Annotated in this window: 20 protein-coding genes and 1 riboswitch; of the genes, 14 read left to right on the top strand and 6 right to left on the bottom strand. The window is 38.7% G+C overall.

Annotated features, from left to right (window positions below; all coding sequences use genetic code 11):
- The first annotated feature begins 13 nt into the window (after positions 1 to 13).
- From cobT to FAX86_RS06460, 12 genes are all read left to right on the top strand, one after another.
- A complete protein-coding gene (gene cobT, locus FAX86_RS06515; protein ID WP_205859111.1) occupies positions 14 to 1,057 on the top strand; it encodes a nicotinate-nucleotide--dimethylbenzimidazole phosphoribosyltransferase in 1,044 nt (347 codons plus the stop codon).
- Positions 1,058 to 1,063: 6 nt separating this feature from the next.
- Positions 1,064 to 1,831 (top strand): adenosylcobinamide-GDP ribazoletransferase, encoded by a 768-nt coding sequence (locus tag FAX86_RS06510; RefSeq protein WP_144392528.1) that lies wholly within the window; start codon positions 1,064 to 1,066, stop codon positions 1,829 to 1,831.
- A complete protein-coding gene (gene cobU, locus FAX86_RS06505; RefSeq protein WP_144392527.1) occupies positions 1,828 to 2,355 on the top strand; it encodes a bifunctional adenosylcobinamide kinase/adenosylcobinamide-phosphate guanylyltransferase in 528 nt (175 codons plus the stop codon). The genes FAX86_RS06510 and cobU overlap by 4 nt, the downstream gene beginning before the upstream one ends.
- Positions 2,355 to 2,984 (top strand): histidine phosphatase family protein, encoded by a 630-nt coding sequence (locus FAX86_RS06500; protein WP_144392526.1) that lies wholly within the window; start codon positions 2,355 to 2,357, stop codon positions 2,982 to 2,984. Before cobU ends, FAX86_RS06500 begins: the two co-directional genes overlap by 1 nt.
- Entirely contained in the window at positions 2,974 to 4,431 is a 1,458-nt protein-coding gene (locus FAX86_RS06495; RefSeq protein ID WP_144392525.1) for a cobyric acid synthase, read from the top strand. The genes FAX86_RS06500 and FAX86_RS06495 overlap by 11 nt, the downstream gene beginning before the upstream one ends.
- Before the next feature lie 67 nt (positions 4,432 to 4,498).
- A complete protein-coding gene (gene cobO, locus FAX86_RS06490) occupies positions 4,499 to 5,092 on the top strand; it encodes a cob(I)yrinic acid a,c-diamide adenosyltransferase (RefSeq protein ID WP_144392524.1) in 594 nt (197 codons plus the stop codon).
- On the top strand, positions 5,089 to 5,922 hold the full coding sequence (locus FAX86_RS06485) for a cobalamin-binding protein (RefSeq protein ID WP_144392523.1): 834 nt from the start codon (positions 5,089 to 5,091) through the stop codon (positions 5,920 to 5,922). Before cobO ends, FAX86_RS06485 begins: the two co-directional genes overlap by 4 nt.
- A gap of 57 nt (positions 5,923 to 5,979) precedes the next feature.
- A riboswitch (cobalamin riboswitch) is annotated at positions 5,980 to 6,130 on the top strand.
- Between the two features lie 64 nt (positions 6,131 to 6,194).
- On the top strand, positions 6,195 to 8,006 hold the full coding sequence (locus FAX86_RS06480) for a TonB-dependent receptor domain-containing protein (protein ID WP_144392522.1): 1,812 nt from the start codon (positions 6,195 to 6,197) through the stop codon (positions 8,004 to 8,006).
- A 42-nt stretch (positions 8,007 to 8,048) separates the two neighbouring features.
- The gene (locus tag FAX86_RS06475; protein WP_144392521.1) at positions 8,049 to 8,636 is read left to right on the top strand and encodes a histidine phosphatase family protein; all 588 of its coding nucleotides are present in this window, start codon (positions 8,049 to 8,051) and stop codon (positions 8,634 to 8,636) included.
- 33 nt (positions 8,637 to 8,669) lie between these two features.
- A complete protein-coding gene (locus tag FAX86_RS06470) occupies positions 8,670 to 9,422 on the top strand; it encodes a hypothetical protein (RefSeq protein WP_144392520.1) in 753 nt (250 codons plus the stop codon).
- 103 nt (positions 9,423 to 9,525) lie between these two features.
- Positions 9,526 to 10,515, top strand: coding sequence for a serine/threonine dehydratase (locus FAX86_RS06465; RefSeq protein ID WP_144392519.1), 990 nt, complete (start codon positions 9,526 to 9,528; stop codon positions 10,513 to 10,515).
- 24 nt (positions 10,516 to 10,539) lie between these two features.
- On the top strand, positions 10,540 to 10,863 hold the full coding sequence (locus FAX86_RS06460) for a DUF2956 domain-containing protein (protein WP_144392518.1): 324 nt from the start codon (positions 10,540 to 10,542) through the stop codon (positions 10,861 to 10,863).
- Here the strand turns inward: FAX86_RS06460 and FAX86_RS06455 are convergent.
- On the bottom strand, positions 10,860 to 12,269 hold the full coding sequence (locus tag FAX86_RS06455) for a tryptophan 7-halogenase (protein WP_144392517.1): 1,410 nt from the start codon (positions 12,267 to 12,269) through the stop codon (positions 10,860 to 10,862). The genes FAX86_RS06460 and FAX86_RS06455 overlap by 4 nt on opposite strands.
- Positions 12,266 to 13,783 carry a tryptophan halogenase family protein gene (locus tag FAX86_RS06450; RefSeq protein WP_144392516.1) on the bottom strand — a complete coding sequence of 506 codons (1,518 nt, stop codon included), beginning with the start codon at positions 13,781 to 13,783 and terminating at the stop codon, positions 12,266 to 12,268. The genes FAX86_RS06455 and FAX86_RS06450 overlap by 4 nt, the downstream gene beginning before the upstream one ends.
- Before the next feature lie 209 nt (positions 13,784 to 13,992).
- Between FAX86_RS06450 and FAX86_RS06445 the strand changes: the two genes are divergently transcribed.
- Positions 13,993 to 14,400: a hypothetical protein gene (locus FAX86_RS06445; RefSeq protein WP_144392515.1), complete on the top strand. Its 408-nt coding sequence runs from the start codon at positions 13,993 to 13,995 to the stop codon at positions 14,398 to 14,400.
- Between the two features lie 37 nt (positions 14,401 to 14,437).
- Here the strand turns inward: FAX86_RS06445 and FAX86_RS06440 are convergent, their stop codons facing one another.
- The 4 genes from FAX86_RS06440 to FAX86_RS06425 form a co-directional block, all read right to left on the bottom strand.
- Entirely contained in the window at positions 14,438 to 16,000 is a 1,563-nt protein-coding gene (locus tag FAX86_RS06440; protein WP_144392514.1) for a cation:proton antiporter family protein, read from the bottom strand.
- A 3-nt stretch (positions 16,001 to 16,003) separates the two neighbouring features.
- Entirely contained in the window at positions 16,004 to 16,843 is an 840-nt protein-coding gene (locus FAX86_RS06435; protein WP_144392513.1) for an SDR family oxidoreductase, read from the bottom strand.
- A gap of 63 nt (positions 16,844 to 16,906) precedes the next feature.
- Complete coding sequence (locus tag FAX86_RS06430) at positions 16,907 to 17,638, bottom strand: TMEM175 family protein (protein WP_144392512.1); 732 nt, start codon at positions 17,636 to 17,638, stop codon at positions 16,907 to 16,909.
- A 10-nt stretch (positions 17,639 to 17,648) separates the two neighbouring features.
- Positions 17,649 to 18,356: an alanyl-tRNA editing protein gene (locus tag FAX86_RS06425; RefSeq protein ID WP_144392511.1), complete on the bottom strand. Its 708-nt coding sequence runs from the start codon at positions 18,354 to 18,356 to the stop codon at positions 17,649 to 17,651.
- A 254-nt stretch (positions 18,357 to 18,610) separates the two neighbouring features.
- On the opposite strand from FAX86_RS06425, the gene FAX86_RS06420 reads away from it, so the two are divergent.
- Positions 18,611 to 18,841: a hypothetical protein gene (locus FAX86_RS06420; protein ID WP_144392510.1), complete on the top strand. Its 231-nt coding sequence runs from the start codon at positions 18,611 to 18,613 to the stop codon at positions 18,839 to 18,841.
- The last annotated feature ends 7 nt before the right edge of the window (positions 18,842 to 18,848 follow it).

Here is an 18,848-nt window from a genome sequence, read left to right as displayed (position 1 = left end):
GGACCATATCATTGTGATTACACCAACAACATTTAATATTAAAAAGCTCGATAAAACTTTCATCAAAAAAATTGAAAGTAAAATTAATAACAAAACAAAACCTCCTGGGTCACTGGGACGAATCGAGTTATTAGCAAGCCAATTAGCTCTTATTCTTGGCTACGATGAAATTCAAATTAATCAACCAACCATGCTCGTGTTTGCTGCTGATCACGGCATTGCTGAAGAAGGCATTAGCATTGCACCTTCTGAAGTAACACAGCAAATGGTATTAAACTTTCTTAATGGTGGGGCTGCTATCAATTGCTTTTGTCGAACCAATGAGATGAATTTTAAAGTAATCGACGCTGGAATAAAAAATCCGGTTAATCATGAAAAATTAATACAACAATCAATGGGGTTAGGCACTCATAACTTTACGACCCAACAAGCCATGACAGTGCAACAAGCTAGCGAAGCTATTTTATTGGGACGAAATATTACAAATGAATGTATTGATCAGGGTTCAAACTTATTAGGCTTTGGCGAAATGGGAATTGGCAATACTTCAGCGGCGGCAGCCATTATGGCAGCAGTATTAAAAATACCCGCAGATGAATGCGTTGGACGTGGTACGGGTATTAGTGATGATGCACTGAATAAAAAACTAGAGTGCATTGAACGCGCGCTCAGAATACACGCCGATAAACTGGATTGCCCACTGGATATTCTAGCAAGCGTTGGTGGATTTGAAATAGCACAAATGGCAGGCGCGATGCTTGCCGCAGCTGAGAGAAGTAAAGTTATTTTAGTCGATGGGTTTATTTCAACGGCAGCGGCATTAATTGCTCACCAAATAGCACCTGAAATCAAAGACTATATGATCTTTTGCCACCAATCGAATGAACAAGGTCATCAACGCATGCTTAATCACTTAGATGGTAAAGCACTCTTATCATTAGATATGCGCCTAGGTGAAGGCACCGGTTGTGCATTAGCACTGCCACTCATTCGTTCAGCCGCAAGTTTTTATAATGAAATGGCGAGTTTCGATACCGCTGGCATTAATCCCGTTTAATTGAATATGCGACTACTTTTAAAACAAGAGACCAATTTATTCTGGATTGCTTTAAGCTTTTTTACTCGTCTTCCAGTACCAAAGAATCTAGAGTTCTCTCAATGTAATTTAAATAAAGCCAGTCGCTATTTTTCTTTGGTCGGTTGGCTTGTGGGGATTAGTTGTGCATTAATTTTTTATCTTGCAGCGCAAATTGTGAGTATTCCAGTCGCGGTCATTTTATCAATGGGTTTTAGCTTTTTATTGACAGGAGGCTTCCATGAAGATGGCCTAGCCGATACTGCAGATGGACTTGGTGGAGGCTGGACACAAGATCAAAAGCTCAAAATCATGAAAGACTCGCGCCTGGGCAGTTACGGCGCTCTGGCTCTTTGGTTCGCTTTATCACTTAAGTTTGTCCTGTTAAGTGAATTAGGTTACACCGCTGTTTATGCTCTTATTATTGCTCATCCCCTGAGCCGTGTGATGTCGACTATAATTATTGCAGGTTTACCTTATGTATCAGAAGAATCTCAATCTAAAATAAAACCTCTAGCAGAAAAAATGACTTTGAGCGATCTAGCGATAATTTTTGTCATCGGATGCTTACCGCTAATTGGGATAATAAAAGAAGCATTAATCGTGCTTGCTGCAGTATTATTGGTAACCCTACTTTTCTCCTGGTATCTAAAAAAGCAAATTAGAGGATTTACTGGAGATGCTTTAGGAGCGACACAGCAATTAACTGAGCTAACAATTTATTTAGCTCTGATAGCAACTGGAGCTTTGCAATGATTCACTTAGTTATTGGTGGTGCGCGTTCAGGAAAAAGTAACTATGCAGAAAAACTGGCGCAAAAAAGTAGTCAACCAATTACTTACATTGCTACAGCAACTGCTGGCGATGATGAAATGAAAAAACGCATAGCCTATCACCAACAAGACCGACCGAAAGAATGGATGTTAATTGAAGAGCCTTTCTATCTCTCTGATCACATTAATTTGTTGAAGAATCAATTTGTTTTAATTGATTGCTTAACCCTTTGGTTGAGCAATTGGCTATGCACCTATGATGTCGAGGCTTTTGCACAAGAAAAAGATTCTTTTATTAATGCCCTGCTTAACTCGAAGAGCTCAATAACACTCGTCACTAATGAGGTGGGCAGTGGCATCGTTCCTATGGGTGAATTATCAAGAGATTTTGTCGATCAAGCTGGATGGCTAAACCAAGCCATTGCTAGCGTTGCCGATAAAGTAACGCTCGTAGTAGCAGGATGCCCTCTTTCGCTTAAAACGCAAAAACAGGACCAGTTTATCTAATGAAGACAACGCTTACATTGATCCGCCATGGCGAACCACAATTAACCAATGCTCTATTAGGAACAACCGATTCAGCGTTAAGTAAGCTAGGTATAGAACAGTTAACAGAAACGTTTAATTGTCTCGATAATATTGATGTCTTAATTTCGAGTCCATTATCGCGCTGCTCTGAATTCGCAACCGCATATTCAGGTGAAAATAATATACCTCTCATTATTGATAAAGAATGGCAAGAGTGTCACTTTGGCGATTGGGATGGCATGCTGTATGAAAAATTGAATCTAGATTTCCCCGAAAGAGTCGATGCATTTTTCCGTGATCCGGCAGCAAATACACCACCCTTTGGTGAATCTCTTTCCGACTTTAGCGATCGCGTTGAATCAGCATTGCTAAAATTACTTCACACTCATAAAGGACAGGATATTTCGGTCTTAACACATGCTGGGGTTATTCGTACTATTGTTGCCTGGTGTTTGGACATTAAATACAGTTCTGGCATTCAATATCAAAAATTTGCGCTGAACTATGCAAGCATTACTAGAATTTCCATCGAAGATGATGAAATTGGCAATCACTTTCCGCAATTAGTAAGCCTGAATAATAGAGACCATTTAAGCAATGTTAAATAAGGGTCTGATGATCCAAGGAACAACATCGGATGCAGGCAAAAGTATTACCGTTGCCGGTCTTTGCCGAGTTCTGAAGCGAAGAAATATTTCCGTAGCTCCATTTAAACCCCAGAATATGGCTTTAAATAGTGCAGTTACCGCTACCGGCGGAGAGATTGGTCGTGCCCAAGCCTTACAAGCCTTTGCTTGTGGTTTGGAGCCGCAAGTCGATTTTAATCCAGTATTATTGAAACCGAGTAGCGATCAATCGTCACAAGTCATATTACATGGCAAAGTCGTTAACAATTTGGATGCGAAATCGTTCGGAAGTATTAAGGAACTCGCATTCGATGGTGTTTTGGAATCTTATCATCGATTACAAAAACAATACGATTTTGTACTGATCGAAGGCGCCGGCAGTCCAGCGGAGATCAATTTGAGAGAACGAGACATCGCCAATATGGGATTTGCTGAAGCTGTCGATTGTCCGGTAGTGCTTATTAGCGACATCGATCGAGGCGGTGTATTTGCACATATTGTCGGAACTTTGGCTTTGTTGTCGGCATCGGAACAACAAAGAACCAAAGGATTCATAATTAATAAATTCCGAGGTTCTATCGACTTACTGCAATCAGGACTCGACTGGCTCGAAGACTATACTAAAAAGCCCATTTTCGGTGTTCTACCTTATTTGAAACATCTAAAACTGGATGCAGAAGATGCGATTAATAATGAATCTTATTCAGGCTCGACTCGAATCAAAGTACCTGTTTTACCTCGAATTAGTAATCATACCGATTTTGATCCCTTGCGTTGGCATTCCAATGTCAACTTAGAATTTGTAGGTGCTGGAGAACCTCTTAACAATGCCGATCTTATTATTATTCCGGGCAGTAAAAATGTTCGCGATGATTTAACCTTTTTAAAACAGAATGGTTGGGACAAAGATATTCAGCAACACTTACGCTATGGCGGTAAGCTTATTGGTATTTGTGGTGGTTTTCAGATGTTAGGAAAAAGCATTAGTGATCCTGAAGGAATAGAAAGCACAGCAGGTACAACTGAGGGACTGGCCTTACTCAATTTTACAACCCGAATGTACCAGGAAAAACAGTTAAAACAAGTTGCAGGTGAGTTTCAATTTGGTTGTCATCAAGGTTCAATAACAGGATATGAAATTCATTGTGGAGTCTCCAACGGCCCAGCATTAGAAAATTATTTTGCTAGTTTAACGGATCAAAAAGGTCATCAATATAAAGATGGTGTTGTTTCACAAGACAATCAAATTATTGGCAGTTATTTACACGGACTTTTTGAACATCCTGATGTTCTACAACAACTATTGTTCTGGGTAAGTGGAAAAGAGCAAACAAGCATCGACTGGAATACAGTAAGAGACACCGAACTCGACCGACTCGCCGATTGCTTTGAAGAGCACTTAAATATTGAAAATATTTTGAAATTATAACATTCCAAAAGTTAAATTTTCAGTTGATACATTCAACAATAACGACAATTCATTTTAAGAGGTTTAAGTGGATAAAAACGAGAAACATAAAATTAAAGCACAGAAACAAAAAGAACGAGTCGATGCGAACGTTGCGAAAGCGCAAATAGAACGTGGAATAGTCATTGTAATTACAGGCAACGGAAAAGGAAAAACGACTTCCGGTTTCGGTACCGTTGCTCGCTGTGTAGGGCATGGTTATAAAGCCGCTGTCGTTCAGTTTATTAAAGGTCAATGGGATTGCGGTGAGCGAGAGCTTTTAGAAAGCCATAGCGTTCCATTTGCAGTCATGGGAACAGGCTTTACCTGGAACACTCAAGATCGAGAATCCGATATAAAAGCCGCTACCGAAGTATGGCAAGAAGCTAAAAAGTTTTTAGCCAACCCAGACTATCATTTAGTGTTACTCGATGAAATTACCTACATGTTAGGCTACGACTACCTGCCAAAAGATGAAGTGTTAACAGCCATCAAGAATCGTCCTTTAAATCAATCAGTCGTTGTCACCGGTAGAGGCGCAATTACTGAGTTGCGCGATTTAGCCGATACAGTCAGCGAAATTAAAGATGTTAAACACGCTTTTAAAGCAGGAGTTAAAGCGCGAAAAGGAGTTGATTGGTGAGACCATTAATTACAGTTACTTTGTTGTGCCTATTTTCAACTAGCTACGCTTTCGCCGCTAAAAATAAATCCGCTCAACGAATCGTTGCATTGTCGCCACACGCTGTCGAAATGCTTTTCGCTATTGGTGCAGGAGATCGAATCATTGGTGTCGTAGAACATTCTGATTTCCCAAAAGAAGCATTAGTTATTGAGAGAGTTGGTAATTACACCGGAGTTCAAATTGAGCGGATTATTGAGCTAGATCCAGATTTAGTCGTTGTTTGGAGCAGTGGTAATCAAACACAAGATATAAAAAAGCTTCGTTCTCTGGGCCTTAATTTATTTGACAGTCATCCTCAGAATTTAGCTGACATTGGCAATGAAATCATTGCACTAGGAAAACTAACAGGGTTAGAGAAGCAAGCTAATACACTCTCCAAAACATTGGCTGAGCGATATCAAGAGATAAAAGATAAATATAAAAGCAAAAATTTAGTTAAAGTATTTTATCAGTTATGGCACGACCCTTTTCGCACACTTGGGCCAGAAAGCTGGATTTCAAAAATGATTGAAGATTGCCGTGGTAAAAATATCTTTTTTGATGCACATGTCGATTATCCGGTGGTATCTCTTGAATCAATACTTGTAAAAAATCCAGAAGTCATTATCATTCCGGATCATTCGAAAAACGCGAAAGCTCATCGAGGCATTTGGGAGTCATGGCAGCAAATTTCTGCTGTTAAGAACAATCAGTTTTATGCATTAGATGGTGATTTGCTACATCGCTTTTCACCGCGAGCTATCGATGGACTTGAGCAGCTTTGTCAGGCAATTGACAAAGCTCGCTAATTTAAACCCATTCAGCCATGGGTGTTGAGTTTCAACAAAAGACGCTGAAAAACAGGGATGTCAAATCAAGTACTGAGTGTTTTGAACAGTGAATATACTGCAATCGAAAGTCAACGGGAAGTTGGTGAAAGTCCAACACTGCCCCCGCAACGGTAATGGGTAATTTACCACTCTAAGTCCGGAGACCGGCTCAGTCAGTTTTTATCAATTTAGAGAGTATTAAACTCTCAAAGCGCGCGGCGGGCGCATTAATAAATATTTTAGGGGAACCAATGAATCACTCAAGAATTGCTACGTCTGTAGCAACAGCATTACTATTGTCTTCAATATCCACTCAAGCTGAGAATAATACCAACACATTAATCGTTACTGCTAACAAAGTTGAGCAAAATATTAACGATACCTTGGCAATTGTAGAAGTTGTATCAAGGGAAGATATTGAACGATTACAACCACAGTCAATTACTGAGTTACTTAAAACAATTGCGGGTATCGATGTTGCAAATACTGGCGGACATGGACAAACCAGCTCTCTTTTTACTCGCGGTGCAAATTCAAATCAAACACTTATTTTGGTTGACGGTATTCGAGTTGGTTCAGCAACCCTTGGCGGAAAAGAACTGAATGTTGTTCCTATTGCGCAGATAGAACGAATTGAAATTGTTAAAGGTCCACGAGCAGCGCTATGGGGATCAGACGCAATTGGTGGTGTCATTCAAATATTTACTCGACGTCTTGATCATGGCAATGTTCATGCAGGCTTGACTCTAGGTAGTAATGATACTTTAAGTGGACATTCTAGTATTGGTTTTGGTAATGACAAAATTACCAATACTTTGACAATCGCAAATGCTTACAGCAAAGGATTTAATGTCCGAGAAGAAACTGACTTTTTTGACCTTCAACCTGATCGTGATGGTTATCGTAAATTGTCTGCTGCGCTTCGTGGTGATTATCAATTGGCAGATGACTTACTGTTAGATTGGGTTGCACAAAAAGAAGAAGGGAATCGCGAATTTGATTCGAGTTTCGGCGGTAATGAAAGCGATTTTACTAATGAAATGTTTAATATCCGCTATAGCTATACTAGTGATAAGTGGTTTTCACAGTTAGCAGTAAAACACAGCTTGGATTCAACGGTCGACTACGGAAATGGATTACAAATTTCGGACGGCAGTGTCTTCGAAACTCGACGAAAGCAAATCAACGGTTTGCTAAAACACCAAACAACCAGTGATCTGAGCATAACAGGTGCACTGGAGTGGTATGAAGATAACGTTGCTTACTCGACAACAGAATATGAGCAACAAGAAAGAGAAACTCAAAGTGCCTTTTTGAATGGAATTTACAATGATGGAACCTTCATTAGCGAATTAGCCATACGTCACGATGATATCGAGTCGGTAGATAGAGTGAATACATTTAACGCTAGTTTTGGTTATCAATTAAATGAAACAATAACTTTCGCTGTGAATCGGGCAAAAGGCTTTAAAGCCCCCAGCTTTAATGATCTTTATTTTCCTTTTGGTGGAAATTCGGAGCTTAAACCCGAAAAAGCTTATAACACTGAATTTAATATCAAAGCTTATTTTGAAGGGCTTTCATTAGTATTCAGTCATTATGAGTCTAACGTTACGGATCTCATTCAATGGACACCAGACAGTAATGGAAACTGGTCACCACAAAATGTTAACGAAGTGGAAATTAAAGGCCAAGAACTGACTGTATTCTACAAAGATGATTATTTAAATCACAAGTGGACTGCGACGTATAATGACGCCCGAGATAAAGCAACTGACAGTCAATTGATTCGTCGCGCAAAACAATATGGTAGTTATGAACTGTCTACAAATTACAGCGTGCTGAATAGCTTTGTTAGAGCTTATTATACAGGAAGCCGTATCGACGGCGGTACAAAACTAAAAGGATATACATCTATTGATTTAGGCTTGATCTATACTGTAAATAACAATATCGATATCAATCTCAATATTAATGACTTCTTTGACGATCAAAAGCCAACAGCATCGGGATACTTTGTACCCGGAAGAGAGTTTTATTTAACCGTAACTTATCGGCACTAACTAACGAATTGCCCCGTTTAATGACGGGGCTTATTATCTATTATGTATACAAACTTCTATTTAGCTCGTCATGGTGAAACCGAATGGAATACCGTAAAACGCCTGCAAGGACAACTCAACAGCCCATTAACCTCACAAGGTCTGGAACAAGCAAACCAATTAGCACTGAAGCTATCTGAGCAATCAATCACTCATATTATCTCCTCTCCATTGCAACGAGCTTACCAAACGGCAAAGATTTGCTCGAACCTACTTAACTTGGAACTAGAGACAGATGATGCATTAATGGAGAGACATTTTGGTCATTGGCAAGGTAAATTGTTTGATGAACTGAATAACCAACCTTACTTTGAAAAGATATTTTTCGAAGTAACAGAACATAGACCACCTGATGGGGAATCGGCAATAGAATTACAAGAAAGATTAACAATCGCTCTAAAAGGCTTGGCGAACAAGTATCAAAACGGCTCTATTTTAATCGTTAGTCATGGTGATTTAATAAGGTGCTTTCTTGCAAAGCTCCGAAATAAGAACTTTTGTGATGCGTATAGCCAATATGGAAATGGCAGCTACTTTTCTCTTAAGTACGATCATAAAATGGATAAATTTAAATTGGATCTAGATGTTTAAAATTGAAGCTTTGTGTATTTTTAACGGTGAGGTATGAAAAAAGTAGTTTCAGAACAGAACAAATTTGAACATTTAGATTTTACCTCCGTAGGCTTTTCGGAAGTCGGCTTGAATATGCATCATATTTTTTCAATACCTGCTCTATCCGGAGATTTGTTAAAACCAGTAAAAGAACTGAACATTAATATTAATGATTACAGTCAATTAATCATGATAGGCCATTCTGGGAATAAATTATGGCGTTCAATTCCTGAAAACTACAAGAACAATCAGCACCCTGTTGACTCATTTTGTGTTGATTTTTTTTCGGAACAATTTAAAAAACATTATCCCAAAATAAAATTTAAAGTTCTTTATCCCAGACATACAAATCCTTTAGTTCACTTTAATCTTCAGAAGTTCGGTGACTTAGCGGGCTGGCATCACACGTCACCGATGCGAATTGGGATTAACGAGAGTTTGGGTACCTGGTTTGCTTATCGATTGCTAGTTATTGCTCAATCTGACTTTTTGATATCTCAAAAAATTAAAACGCAATCTCCTTGTGAGAGCTGTGAAGACATACCTTGTGAAAAAGCATGTCCGGTACAAGCGGTGACTCGGAACGGAAATTACGATTGGCGAAGGTGTTTTGAATATCGAGCTAGCGCCAACTCTCAGTGCAACAATCGTTGCTTGGCCAGAATGAGTTGTCCCATCGCACAGAATAACCAATATTCACTTGAACAAATTCAATATCATTACAACTTATCTCTGAGCCATCTCGGCGTTACACCTAAAAAGTAAGTTTTATCAAAAACTGTACTGGTGTACTGTATTTAAACGCCATGAATATTTTATTGAATATTGTGCTAGGCTAGGAACAGATTGATTTTATGGACTGTTAGAAATGTTAGAGTTTAATGACATCGTCGAAAGTTACGAAAGAATTGCGCCTTATATTCATAAAACACCGATATTCAGCTCCCAAGTTCTCAATCAATGGCTAGGCCATAATATTTTATTTAAAGCAGAATGTTTGCAGAAAGTTGGAGCTTTTAAAGCACGCGGAGGATGTAATGCCGTCGCCAAAATAGCTGCCGGTTCCGTTCATGCAGAACGCATTATTGCGCAAAGCTCGGGTAACCATGCTCAAGCGGTTGCTTGGGCCGCTCAACGTTTTAACTTACCAGCAACGATATTTATGCCAGAAAATGTTTCCCAGGTGAAAGCTCAAGCGACAAAAGCTTATGGTGCAGAAGTTGTTTTTAAGAAAGATCGTAAAGCCATTGACGATGCAGTTGAAGCAAAAGCGAAAAAGTCAGGCACTGTCTGGATTCATCCTTACAACGATGAAAGAGTTATTGCGGGTCAGGGAACCGTTGCATTGGAAATTTTTGATCAAGTTAATGAAGTCGATGCAATCGTAGCGCCTTGCGGCGGTGGAGGGCTTTTATCGGGTTCGTCAATTGTTAGTCGACATTTATCGCCGTCGACAAAGATGATAGGAGTTGAACCGCTCGAAGCGAATGACGCCGCTCAATCTTTGCGGACGGGAAATATTGTATCGTTACCGGCACCACCTACAACACTGGCAGATGGAGCGCGAACTCTATCGGTTGGGCACTTAACTTTTCCCTATTTACAACAACTGGATAGTTTTTTTGAGGCAAGTGAAAAGTCTATAGCTTACTGGACGCAATGGCTCACTCATTTACTAAAACTAACGATCGAACCAACCAGTGCTATGGCAATGTTCGGAGTTTGTGAGTGGTTAAAAGTCCAGCAAACTCAGAAAACGGTTGTTGTTATTTTATCTGGCGGTAATATTGATAAACCGAGTCGTGATAAAATTTGGTCGACAGACAATTTGAGTCAACCTCCGTCTTTACACGATTAAATAAAATACACAAATAATAAAGTTATGGCTAAAAATAAAACTTCAGATAAAACAATTGAGGAAGCAATGGCTGCCGCAAAAGCAACTCAACGTCCCGGACAAACAAAAGAGCAAACTAAGCTTATTGCGCAAGGGGTGCAAAAAGGCATTGAACATTATAAGAAGCAACATAAAGCAAAGCTCAGAGAACAAGACAAGCGAAAAAAATCTAAGCAGAGACAGCAAGGCGATACAGCACAGCCCGAACAGCAATCACATTTACCTTCTCCACAACCACTTCCTTGGGTTCTTTTGGGGCTAAGTTGGTTTGTTTTTGCATCATATTTCGTTTTTAATAATTTTTTCTAGCGTTTAGGTATTAAATCACCTTTGTTATTTGTGAACTGTAACGCTATTTCAATTTGATTTTGAAGTCCCTTTACCTCAGCTTTTATTTGATTCGCATCTAATTCGTCGAGTAATGGATGATAACTCTTAGGTAATAAATGATTACCAATAAGAACACTAAAATAATAATGTGCTTTTACGGGCTCAATAGGCGACAATGAAAACCGACCGTGCGTTTTATAGAGCTCTATCATCTTTTTAATTTTCGAAGAGACTCCAGTAGAAGGAGTTAGTTTGGAACTTGCTTGATATAGTATGAGATGGTGTAAATCATCAATTGATTTCTGACGTTGATTTACCAACCGATTAAATTCTTTCGCATTGACTGTATTATTTTTCTCAACAGTAAACAGCCGAATAAAATCGGCTAACGAAGCTGCAAAATGTTCCAGTTCACAAACAACCAGTGGTGGTGTCTCTAAATTTGATAACGAAATATTAAGTTTATTGGCGCTCCATTCAATCGTGTCGCTAATAACATCCTCAATAATCGCAATCGTTTTATTATCTGCGGAATATATCGCTTCTATTTGCTGCATTGAAAGATATATCGGGTGATACCCTTTAATAAACTGCTTACCCATCAACTTCTGTTTTTTAATAATACTTTCTTCATCTAACGACCATTGCAGTGCTATATCACTATAGTCAGATTCTTGATTTACTATTTCGACCGTTCTATAAGATGCCTTAGAGGACTTTTTATTAGGCTGAGAATCAAAGTTGACTAAGGTATTAATAACATGTGAGATATTTTTAATCTTTTCTTCATCGACAGTCAGTTCATTAATAGTTCCATTAGCATCAGTTTTGAGCTGATAATTTGTAGATTGAATATACTGAACTCCCATAGACAAGGCGATAGATTTTATTTTCTCATGATACCGAGATGAATTTACCACGAATGAATAGTCAGGTATTGGACCTCGGTAACTTTGACTTGGCACTTTATTATTTTTTTCGAGTGCGAAATTTATGCTGTAACTTTCATTATAGTTTTTAAAGTTTTCATTTATTCGAGATAACAATTGATGAAAATGGAAAAAGCCTTTTTCAAATCCACTCGAGCTATATGGAATAAAAAATGATTTACTTTTATCACCAATTGAGTAATAACTTTGCCCAAAATGAATTTTGCCTTCGCAAAAATTAATCATATCGTTTTGAGTTAAGCCCAGAATTTTGTGAAATAAATGGGTCGTTGATCCTAAATTAATGTACTGTGCAATAGGATTACTTTGACCATTATCAACAATGGTAATTTCCACCAGATGATTCATCTTACGCTTGATGTAAGCTGCAGCCAACCAAGCTTCCAAGGTATTACCTAAAACAATTAATCGGTAAAGTTTATTGCTCGTTATCATAGATTTGACTCACTCGCCGAGCTGCAGTAATTCTGTATGGTTTGCTGATGCGTAGGGCATTGACTAACAGCATTACCAATCGCTATTTTCATTTGATTTAAAATATTGATGAGTTGTTCATTAGGAATTGTATCTGTTAAAGGATGATATGAATTTGGTTTAACCTTTTGTCCGATATAGACAGCCAGCCAATTGGGATCGACAAATATTTCAGAAGAACATTCTTGAATGTGGCCTGACGATTGAAATAAATTAAGACGCTCTTTTAGACTGTCAGGAATCGCCATAGTACGGCATTCGTCCCAAAATGGGATATCTTTTCGACCATTTTTAAAGTAATGAAGAATCAAAAAATCTTTAACTTGATCGAATTGCGAACACATTTGCTGGTTATAATCGTCTATGTCTTCTTGTGCAAATTGGTTATCAGGGAAATGAGTAATCAACTTCATAATCGCGGTTTGAATCAAATGGATACTGGTTGACTCAAGTGGCTCTAAAAACCCACTGGAAAGTCCGACAGAAACACAATTTTTCTCCCAAATTTTATCGCGCCGCCCTGTCGTAAACTTTAGAAAATTAGGCTCAGTTAATTGTTTACCTGGAACATTAGCATTGAGTGTCTGCCACGCTTCATCATCGCTGATTTGCTTATCGCAATAAACATAACCATTACCAACTCGATGCTGCAGCGGGATACGCCACTGCCATCCTGCATCTCGAGCGATCGCCCGAGTATAAGGAAGAGGCTCTTCAAGCGACTCAGATTGCACTGCAACAGCGCGATTACAGGGTAACCAGTGACTCCAATCTTGGTAACCAACTCCTAACGCTTTTTCTATCAACAGACCTCGAAATCCGGAGCAGTCAATAAATAAGTCACCTTTAATTTGAGTTCGGTCGTCCAAAGTAACAGAATCAATAAAGCCTGACTCGGGATTAAGATTTACAGTATCCACTTTACCCTCGGTACGCAAAACACCACGATTCTCAGCATATTTTCGCAAAAACACAGCATAACGAGACGCATCAAGATGAAAAGCATAGAAAAAAGTAGAGAAGATCGACTTAGGATCATTGTTTGGAAGCTTGAATTTATTATTGATTGCGAGTTGATAGGCCAAAGAAAATTCTTCGAGTTCAAATTTATGGCTTAATTGTTGTGATTTAAGCCAGTAGTGATGAAAAGGCACACCATTTAACTCATGACCGAAAAATCCAAAGGGATGCATATATTTATCATCGCCGCCGTTCCATCCTTCGAATTGAATTCCTAATTTGAAAGTAGCATGAGTGGCTCGCATGAAGTCGTTTTCATTTATGCCGAGTTTTTGGTTGAAGTCTCGAATTCCTGGAATAGTCGCTTCGCCAACACCCACAGTCCCAATCTGCTCAGATTCTATTAGACGAATGTGATAGTGCCCAGAAAACAGATATCGAGATAAAGCCGCGGCAGCCATCCAGCCTGCTGTTCCGCCACCAACAATTACGATTGTTTTTATGCGATTTGACATGCTTTCCTTTTAATTAGTACGAACAACCAACTAGTTAGTGTTTCTGTTATACCTTAACGGAGATCCGAAATGAACCAAGGAAGGGTGGTAATTCAGTTAAAATTTAAAATTGTTATTCAACAACTTTAGACTTTCATCTCATTTCTGAAATTGAACGGATATTTGAAATCGTTTATATTAAAGCCAGCTTTTATTGCGAAGGGATTCTAATGAAATTAATAGCCATAAGTTCCAGCATACTGATTCTTATATCTGGTCTTGTACTCAGAACTTTAGATGAGAACTGTTATGAGCGACGCTTAACTAGTAACGGAGAGTTTACTGTAAGCTTGGTTCAATGCTCATCTCATTCTGGTGAGAAAGAAGGCTCTCTCGAGTTGAAAGACCGTTTTGGTGACACGACAACATTATTAAGCTTTGATGGTTCCAGCGACTTATTCCAATTTCAATTCAACTGGAATCAACGCCGCTCACTCACTATTTCATATACAGATTATAAAAATGCCTTGAATGTTGAAGATGCACAAAAAAGTGTGCTCTCCAAACAAATCGCAGTGCGGCTAATTGAACGCAATTATCTGGCTTCTCAAGGGAAAAAAGGGCAGTCTTCCCTTTAGTAATCACAACATTTAAGAAATGATTAAGTTTATTTGACTACTTTATTAGCAACATACTCTCTTCAGCAAAACCTACACCCGCTTCATTATAAAAATTAAAGATCTTATCAATTCCGCATTGGGACAACCGTTCTACTTGGTCTTCATAACGAGCGATCGCCGCAACTTTGCCCTGATAATTCGCATTTTTTAGCTGTTCTTGAATGTTTATAATGTCTTGAATATAAGGCAATGCTATTAAAACCAATCGGGTATTCGACAGATCGAGACTTTTCCATAAGTCAAAATCTTCGGCATCACCAAATAATACTCGAAATCCCTCTTCCTTAAGTTTTTGGATTCGATCTTCATCAGCATCAATTCCCCACACTCGATTATCGGTCAATTGAACTAATGAATGATAAGTGCCTTTACCCACACGGCCCATACCAATGACCAAAACGTCGGCATCGTTAGGCATAACGAATACACCTTCTTTTCGTTTTCCTTTCTTTTCAAAACGCGTAATCAATTGCTGGCGATTTCGATAAATGGTGTGTGCCGAACGATATAAAATACTTGTGATAACAAATGAAAAAGAAACCGCTATGGCCAAAATGACAAGCCAATCTTGAGATAACCAACCTAAGCTCGTGCATAAAGCAATAACGATTAAGCCAAATTCACTGTAATTGGAAAGTATCAATGATGATAGGAATGCGGTTCGCGCTCTTAAATTAAGTAAAGTGAAAATGGCAAAGAAGAATATCGCTTTAATGGGTATGAAAATAGACAGCAACGCTGCAACGGCTAACATATCAACCGTTGGCAATGCCGTAAATCCAATGGATAAGAAAAATCCAATTAAGAATAAGTCTTTGAAACTCATTAATGACTTATAAAGCTCTGTCGACTTAGCATGCCCGGCTAACAAAACGCCAACGATTAGCGCGCCCAAGTCACCTTTAATATCAACTAAGGAGAATAGCTCATAGCCTCCAAAGGCAAGAAAAAATCCCATTAATGGCAGTAGCTCACCATGACCAACTTTTTCTAACAATTTGCCAATAATCGGTTTCAGAAAAATTAGGCCGATAAGTGCCGTCGCCCAGATTCCTGGAATTTTTCCAGTAGCAAACACCATAAAAACAACGGCAACGATATCTTGCATAACCAAAATAGCAACCGCAAGTTTTCCATGGCGCGTTTTTAATTCTCCGCTTTCCTCTAAGATTTTGACAATGCAAACCGTACTGCTAAAGCTTAATGCAAAGCCGACCAAAGCCGACGTTTGTAAACTAAGCTCTGCAAAATAACCAAGAGCCAGTACCGATAATCCGGTAAAAATTAATGTGCACAAAACAATCCATATCACCATATGTCCCAAAGTACTTACCCAAACATCTGTTTTTAACAAGTCTTTAATATTGAGTTTAAGACCAATGGTGAACAACATCAGGGTAATACCTAAATCAGACAGCAAAGTTAAACTATCGCTCGATTCCATGCCCATAAAATTGAGCAAAAAGCCAGCCAGGAGATAACCAATGAGTGGCGGCATGGCGATAGCCCGCGCAATAAAACCGCACAAAAACGCAAATAAGATCCAGATAAATTCCACGTTTTATCCTTTCGCTAATAAGTTATCGAGCCAACGAGTTGGTAATATTCTTTTTAGTACAGCAAAGAGTTTAGTAGGAAAAGTCACAAAATATCGAGCTTTCGGTCGCTTAGATTCTAGTGCATGAATTAAACGATTAGTCACTGAATCTGGCGACAAAGTAAATTTATTTCCTATATCTCTTCCTAGTCGATTCAATTGCTCTTGATAAGCCTCTTTATAGTGCGACTCTTCAATATTGATGTGTTGCTTAAATTTACTCAACGCATTTTCACGAAATCGACTTTCGATTGGACCTGGTTCGATTAAAGAGACGTCGATTCCACTCCCCATCAATTCGATCCTTAAAGTATCGGTCAATCCTTCAAGAGCATATTTGCTTGCATTATAAGCACCTCGAAACGGCATACAGACAAATCCCAATATGGACGAGTTTTGAATAATACGTCCATAACCTTGCGCTCTCATGACAGGAATAACCTGCCGCGTTAATTCATGCCAACCAAATAAATTAGTTTCAAATTGTTCTTTCAACACTTCCGTTGTTAAATCCTCAACAGCGCCCGGTTGTCCATAAGCACCATTATTGAATAGTGCGTAAAGTTGATTGTTAGTTTTTTTAAGAACAGTCGCCAGTGCCTGCTTGATACTCTCAGAGTCTGTAACATCCAATTGCAAGGCTTCTAATCCTTGATCAGATAGCTTATCAACATCATTCCTATCACGCGCTGTGGCAAATACACGATACCCTCTCTTCTGCAAAGTTAGAGCAGCATTAAGTCCAATGCCCGATGAACAGCCAGTAATCAGTATTGTGCGTTTTTCATTTTCTAAAGTTGCCAAAAATTATGATCCCTAATTGTTTAATACCGTATTTTCAATTTTATTTTATGGATGGCATTTTAATTATTTTTTTGAAAGTTTCTCCCAGTTTTTTCGCCGTTTCCAAGAAATGAGTGGATCAACCACCCCCAATAAAGCATATACAAAGCCAGTTATGGAAACCCATTTGTCAAGAACTAAATAAGGGAGTACCAACGCAATAACTCCTACACCAAGCATTCCCAAAGCTAAAAGGCAATTTGTTTCTGTCAAATAAACTTCATGTTTAGTGAGTTTCAATCCATCTTTTAATCTTAATGCGTAGTGATACATCAATAAAAATACAGTTCCAATCGCAATAAAACCAATCGCGAAAAAAGTGAATAAGTAGCGCAGTTCTTGATACGTTTTAAGCACAAACTCCGTCGGGAAAAATCCATCACTTAAAAAACTAAACATGCCCGCAAACATCATTTTAAGAGGATAAATATAGACCAAAACAATGATCAATAAAGCCGCTGACATTAAAACGGTTCGTCCATCCTCTAACCCAAAGCGTTTACTCCATAAACTGTGTCCATGCCAGATCCACATTAATTGAATAACGCTCGCTATAAATGCAGGTATTAGCTTCGAAGCTTGCATCAATTCATCCATGCTTCTTGGAATTTGATCGATGGATATAACTAACATGGTGACGGCAAAGGCAAAAGCAGCATCAACAAAGACTTCAATGCGAGTCATACCTTCTCCACGAAGTTTGTAACCATGCTCTTCGCGACAGCCATCGACAAATTCTTGTGTCAGATTAATCATTTAATGCAGCTCACTCTTCTAAAATAAGATGAATTCTTTTGTTTTGCTTTCCTTTGTTTTCAATTTTGGAGATCTTTACACGACCTATTTCTGATGTATTTTTGACGTGAGTTCCTCCGCAGGGTTGTAAGTCTATGCCCGGAATTTCTACCAGACGGACTTTGCCAAATCCCATAGGTGGTTTAACCGACATGGTTTTTACTAAATCCATATTGGCTAACATTTCTTCATCAGTGATCCAACGGTAATTCAGATCAACTGCTTCAGCAATTTTTTGATTCAATAATTCAGTCAGCTCATCTTTGTTGGGTTTGTCGGGAATATCAAAATCCAACCGACCTTTTTCCAAACTGATATTACCGCCAGTCACAGGGTAATCAAGAAGAGAACAGAAGACATGCATACAGGTGTGCGTGCGCATGTAGCGATAACGATTCTCCCAGTTAATTTTTAAAGTTACCGAATCACCAGGGCTCACTCCGGCAAGCTCTTCTCCTAAATGGTGCTCAATAGCTCCCGGAGTCGATTTCGACTTAGACGTATTAATAATGGGAAAATGACGCTCACCGATAATAACCTCACCAGTATCGCCAGGCTGGCCACCACCCAGAGGATAAAATACAGATTGATCCACAATCAGTTTATCAACCTCGAGGGCAACGACCGTTGCTGAACATTCTTTTAGATACGAATCGTCCTGAAAGAGTGGAATTGTCATTTTTTAGGCCTTTATTATTCTTTTAAAGAGGTTACCTAGAATAATACACCCTTATCTTTACCCTTGAAAATTATCACATAATTCATCTCACACAATATTTTTAACCTTATCTAAAGCATTAAAAAGTCAATATTTTCAAAAAGATAGTAAAAATCAAAGCTTGCAACGAGTGATTTTCGATCAAAAAATACTTGATCGCGTGTATGTGTGTATTATAGTATTAATACACTAGATTAAAGGAAGGAGTTAATTCAATGAAAGAATTAATAAGTCGAGCGAAGCAGAATTTGCAGATTAAAAAACGTGTCAGCCAGGTGAGCGAATGGCTTTTAGGTCCTGTAATTATCGTAAACCTGATCTCATTGACCATGGTCATCAATCTTTCAGACTTAAGCCAACATTACCGTGAAACTGGATTTTGGGAAGCTACGGGAAAAACCATCATGGTCGTGCTAGAAGCCATCGGTATTAAGGTAATCCTTTAGGAATTAA

The sequence above is a fragment of the Pleionea sediminis genome (assembly GCF_007570825.1).
GTDB classification, from domain to species: Bacteria; Pseudomonadota; Gammaproteobacteria; order Enterobacterales; family Kangiellaceae; genus Pleionea; species Pleionea sediminis.
This window is presented reverse-complemented; position numbering and strand designations above follow the sequence as displayed.

Bases quoted from the DNA above. Each gene is read 5' to 3' on its own strand.
- FAX86_RS06480 (WP_144392522.1), top strand. From the start codon at position 6,195: ATGAATCACTCAAGAATTGCTACGTCTGTAGCAACAGCATTACTATTG.
- FAX86_RS06445 (WP_144392515.1), top strand. From the start codon at position 13,993: ATGAAATTAATAGCCATAAGTTCCAGCATACTGATTCTTATATCTGGT.
- FAX86_RS06450 (WP_144392516.1), bottom strand. From the start codon at position 13,783: ATGTCAAATCGCATAAAAACAATCGTAATTGTTGGTGGCGGAACAGCA.
- cobU (WP_144392527.1), top strand. From the start codon at position 1,828: ATGATTCACTTAGTTATTGGTGGTGCGCGTTCAGGAAAAAGTAACTAT.
- FAX86_RS06500 (WP_144392526.1), top strand. From the start codon at position 2,355: ATGAAGACAACGCTTACATTGATCCGCCATGGCGAACCACAATTAACC.
- FAX86_RS06460 (WP_144392518.1), top strand. From the start codon at position 10,540: ATGGCTAAAAATAAAACTTCAGATAAAACAATTGAGGAAGCAATGGCT.
- FAX86_RS06430 (WP_144392512.1), bottom strand. From the start codon at position 17,638: ATGATTAATCTGACACAAGAATTTGTCGATGGCTGTCGCGAAGAGCAT.
- FAX86_RS06465 (WP_144392519.1), top strand. From the start codon at position 9,526: ATGTTAGAGTTTAATGACATCGTCGAAAGTTACGAAAGAATTGCGCCT.
- FAX86_RS06425 (WP_144392511.1), bottom strand. From the start codon at position 18,356: ATGACAATTCCACTCTTTCAGGACGATTCGTATCTAAAAGAATGTTCA.
- FAX86_RS06495 (WP_144392525.1), top strand. From the start codon at position 2,974: ATGTTAAATAAGGGTCTGATGATCCAAGGAACAACATCGGATGCAGGC.
- FAX86_RS06455 (WP_144392517.1), bottom strand. From the start codon at position 12,269: ATGATAACGAGCAATAAACTTTACCGATTAATTGTTTTAGGTAATACC.
- FAX86_RS06475 (WP_144392521.1), top strand. From the start codon at position 8,049: ATGTATACAAACTTCTATTTAGCTCGTCATGGTGAAACCGAATGGAAT.
- FAX86_RS06510 (WP_144392528.1), top strand. From the start codon at position 1,064: ATGCGACTACTTTTAAAACAAGAGACCAATTTATTCTGGATTGCTTTA.
- FAX86_RS06420 (WP_144392510.1), top strand. From the start codon at position 18,611: ATGAAAGAATTAATAAGTCGAGCGAAGCAGAATTTGCAGATTAAAAAA.
- FAX86_RS06470 (WP_144392520.1), top strand. From the start codon at position 8,670: ATGAAAAAAGTAGTTTCAGAACAGAACAAATTTGAACATTTAGATTTT.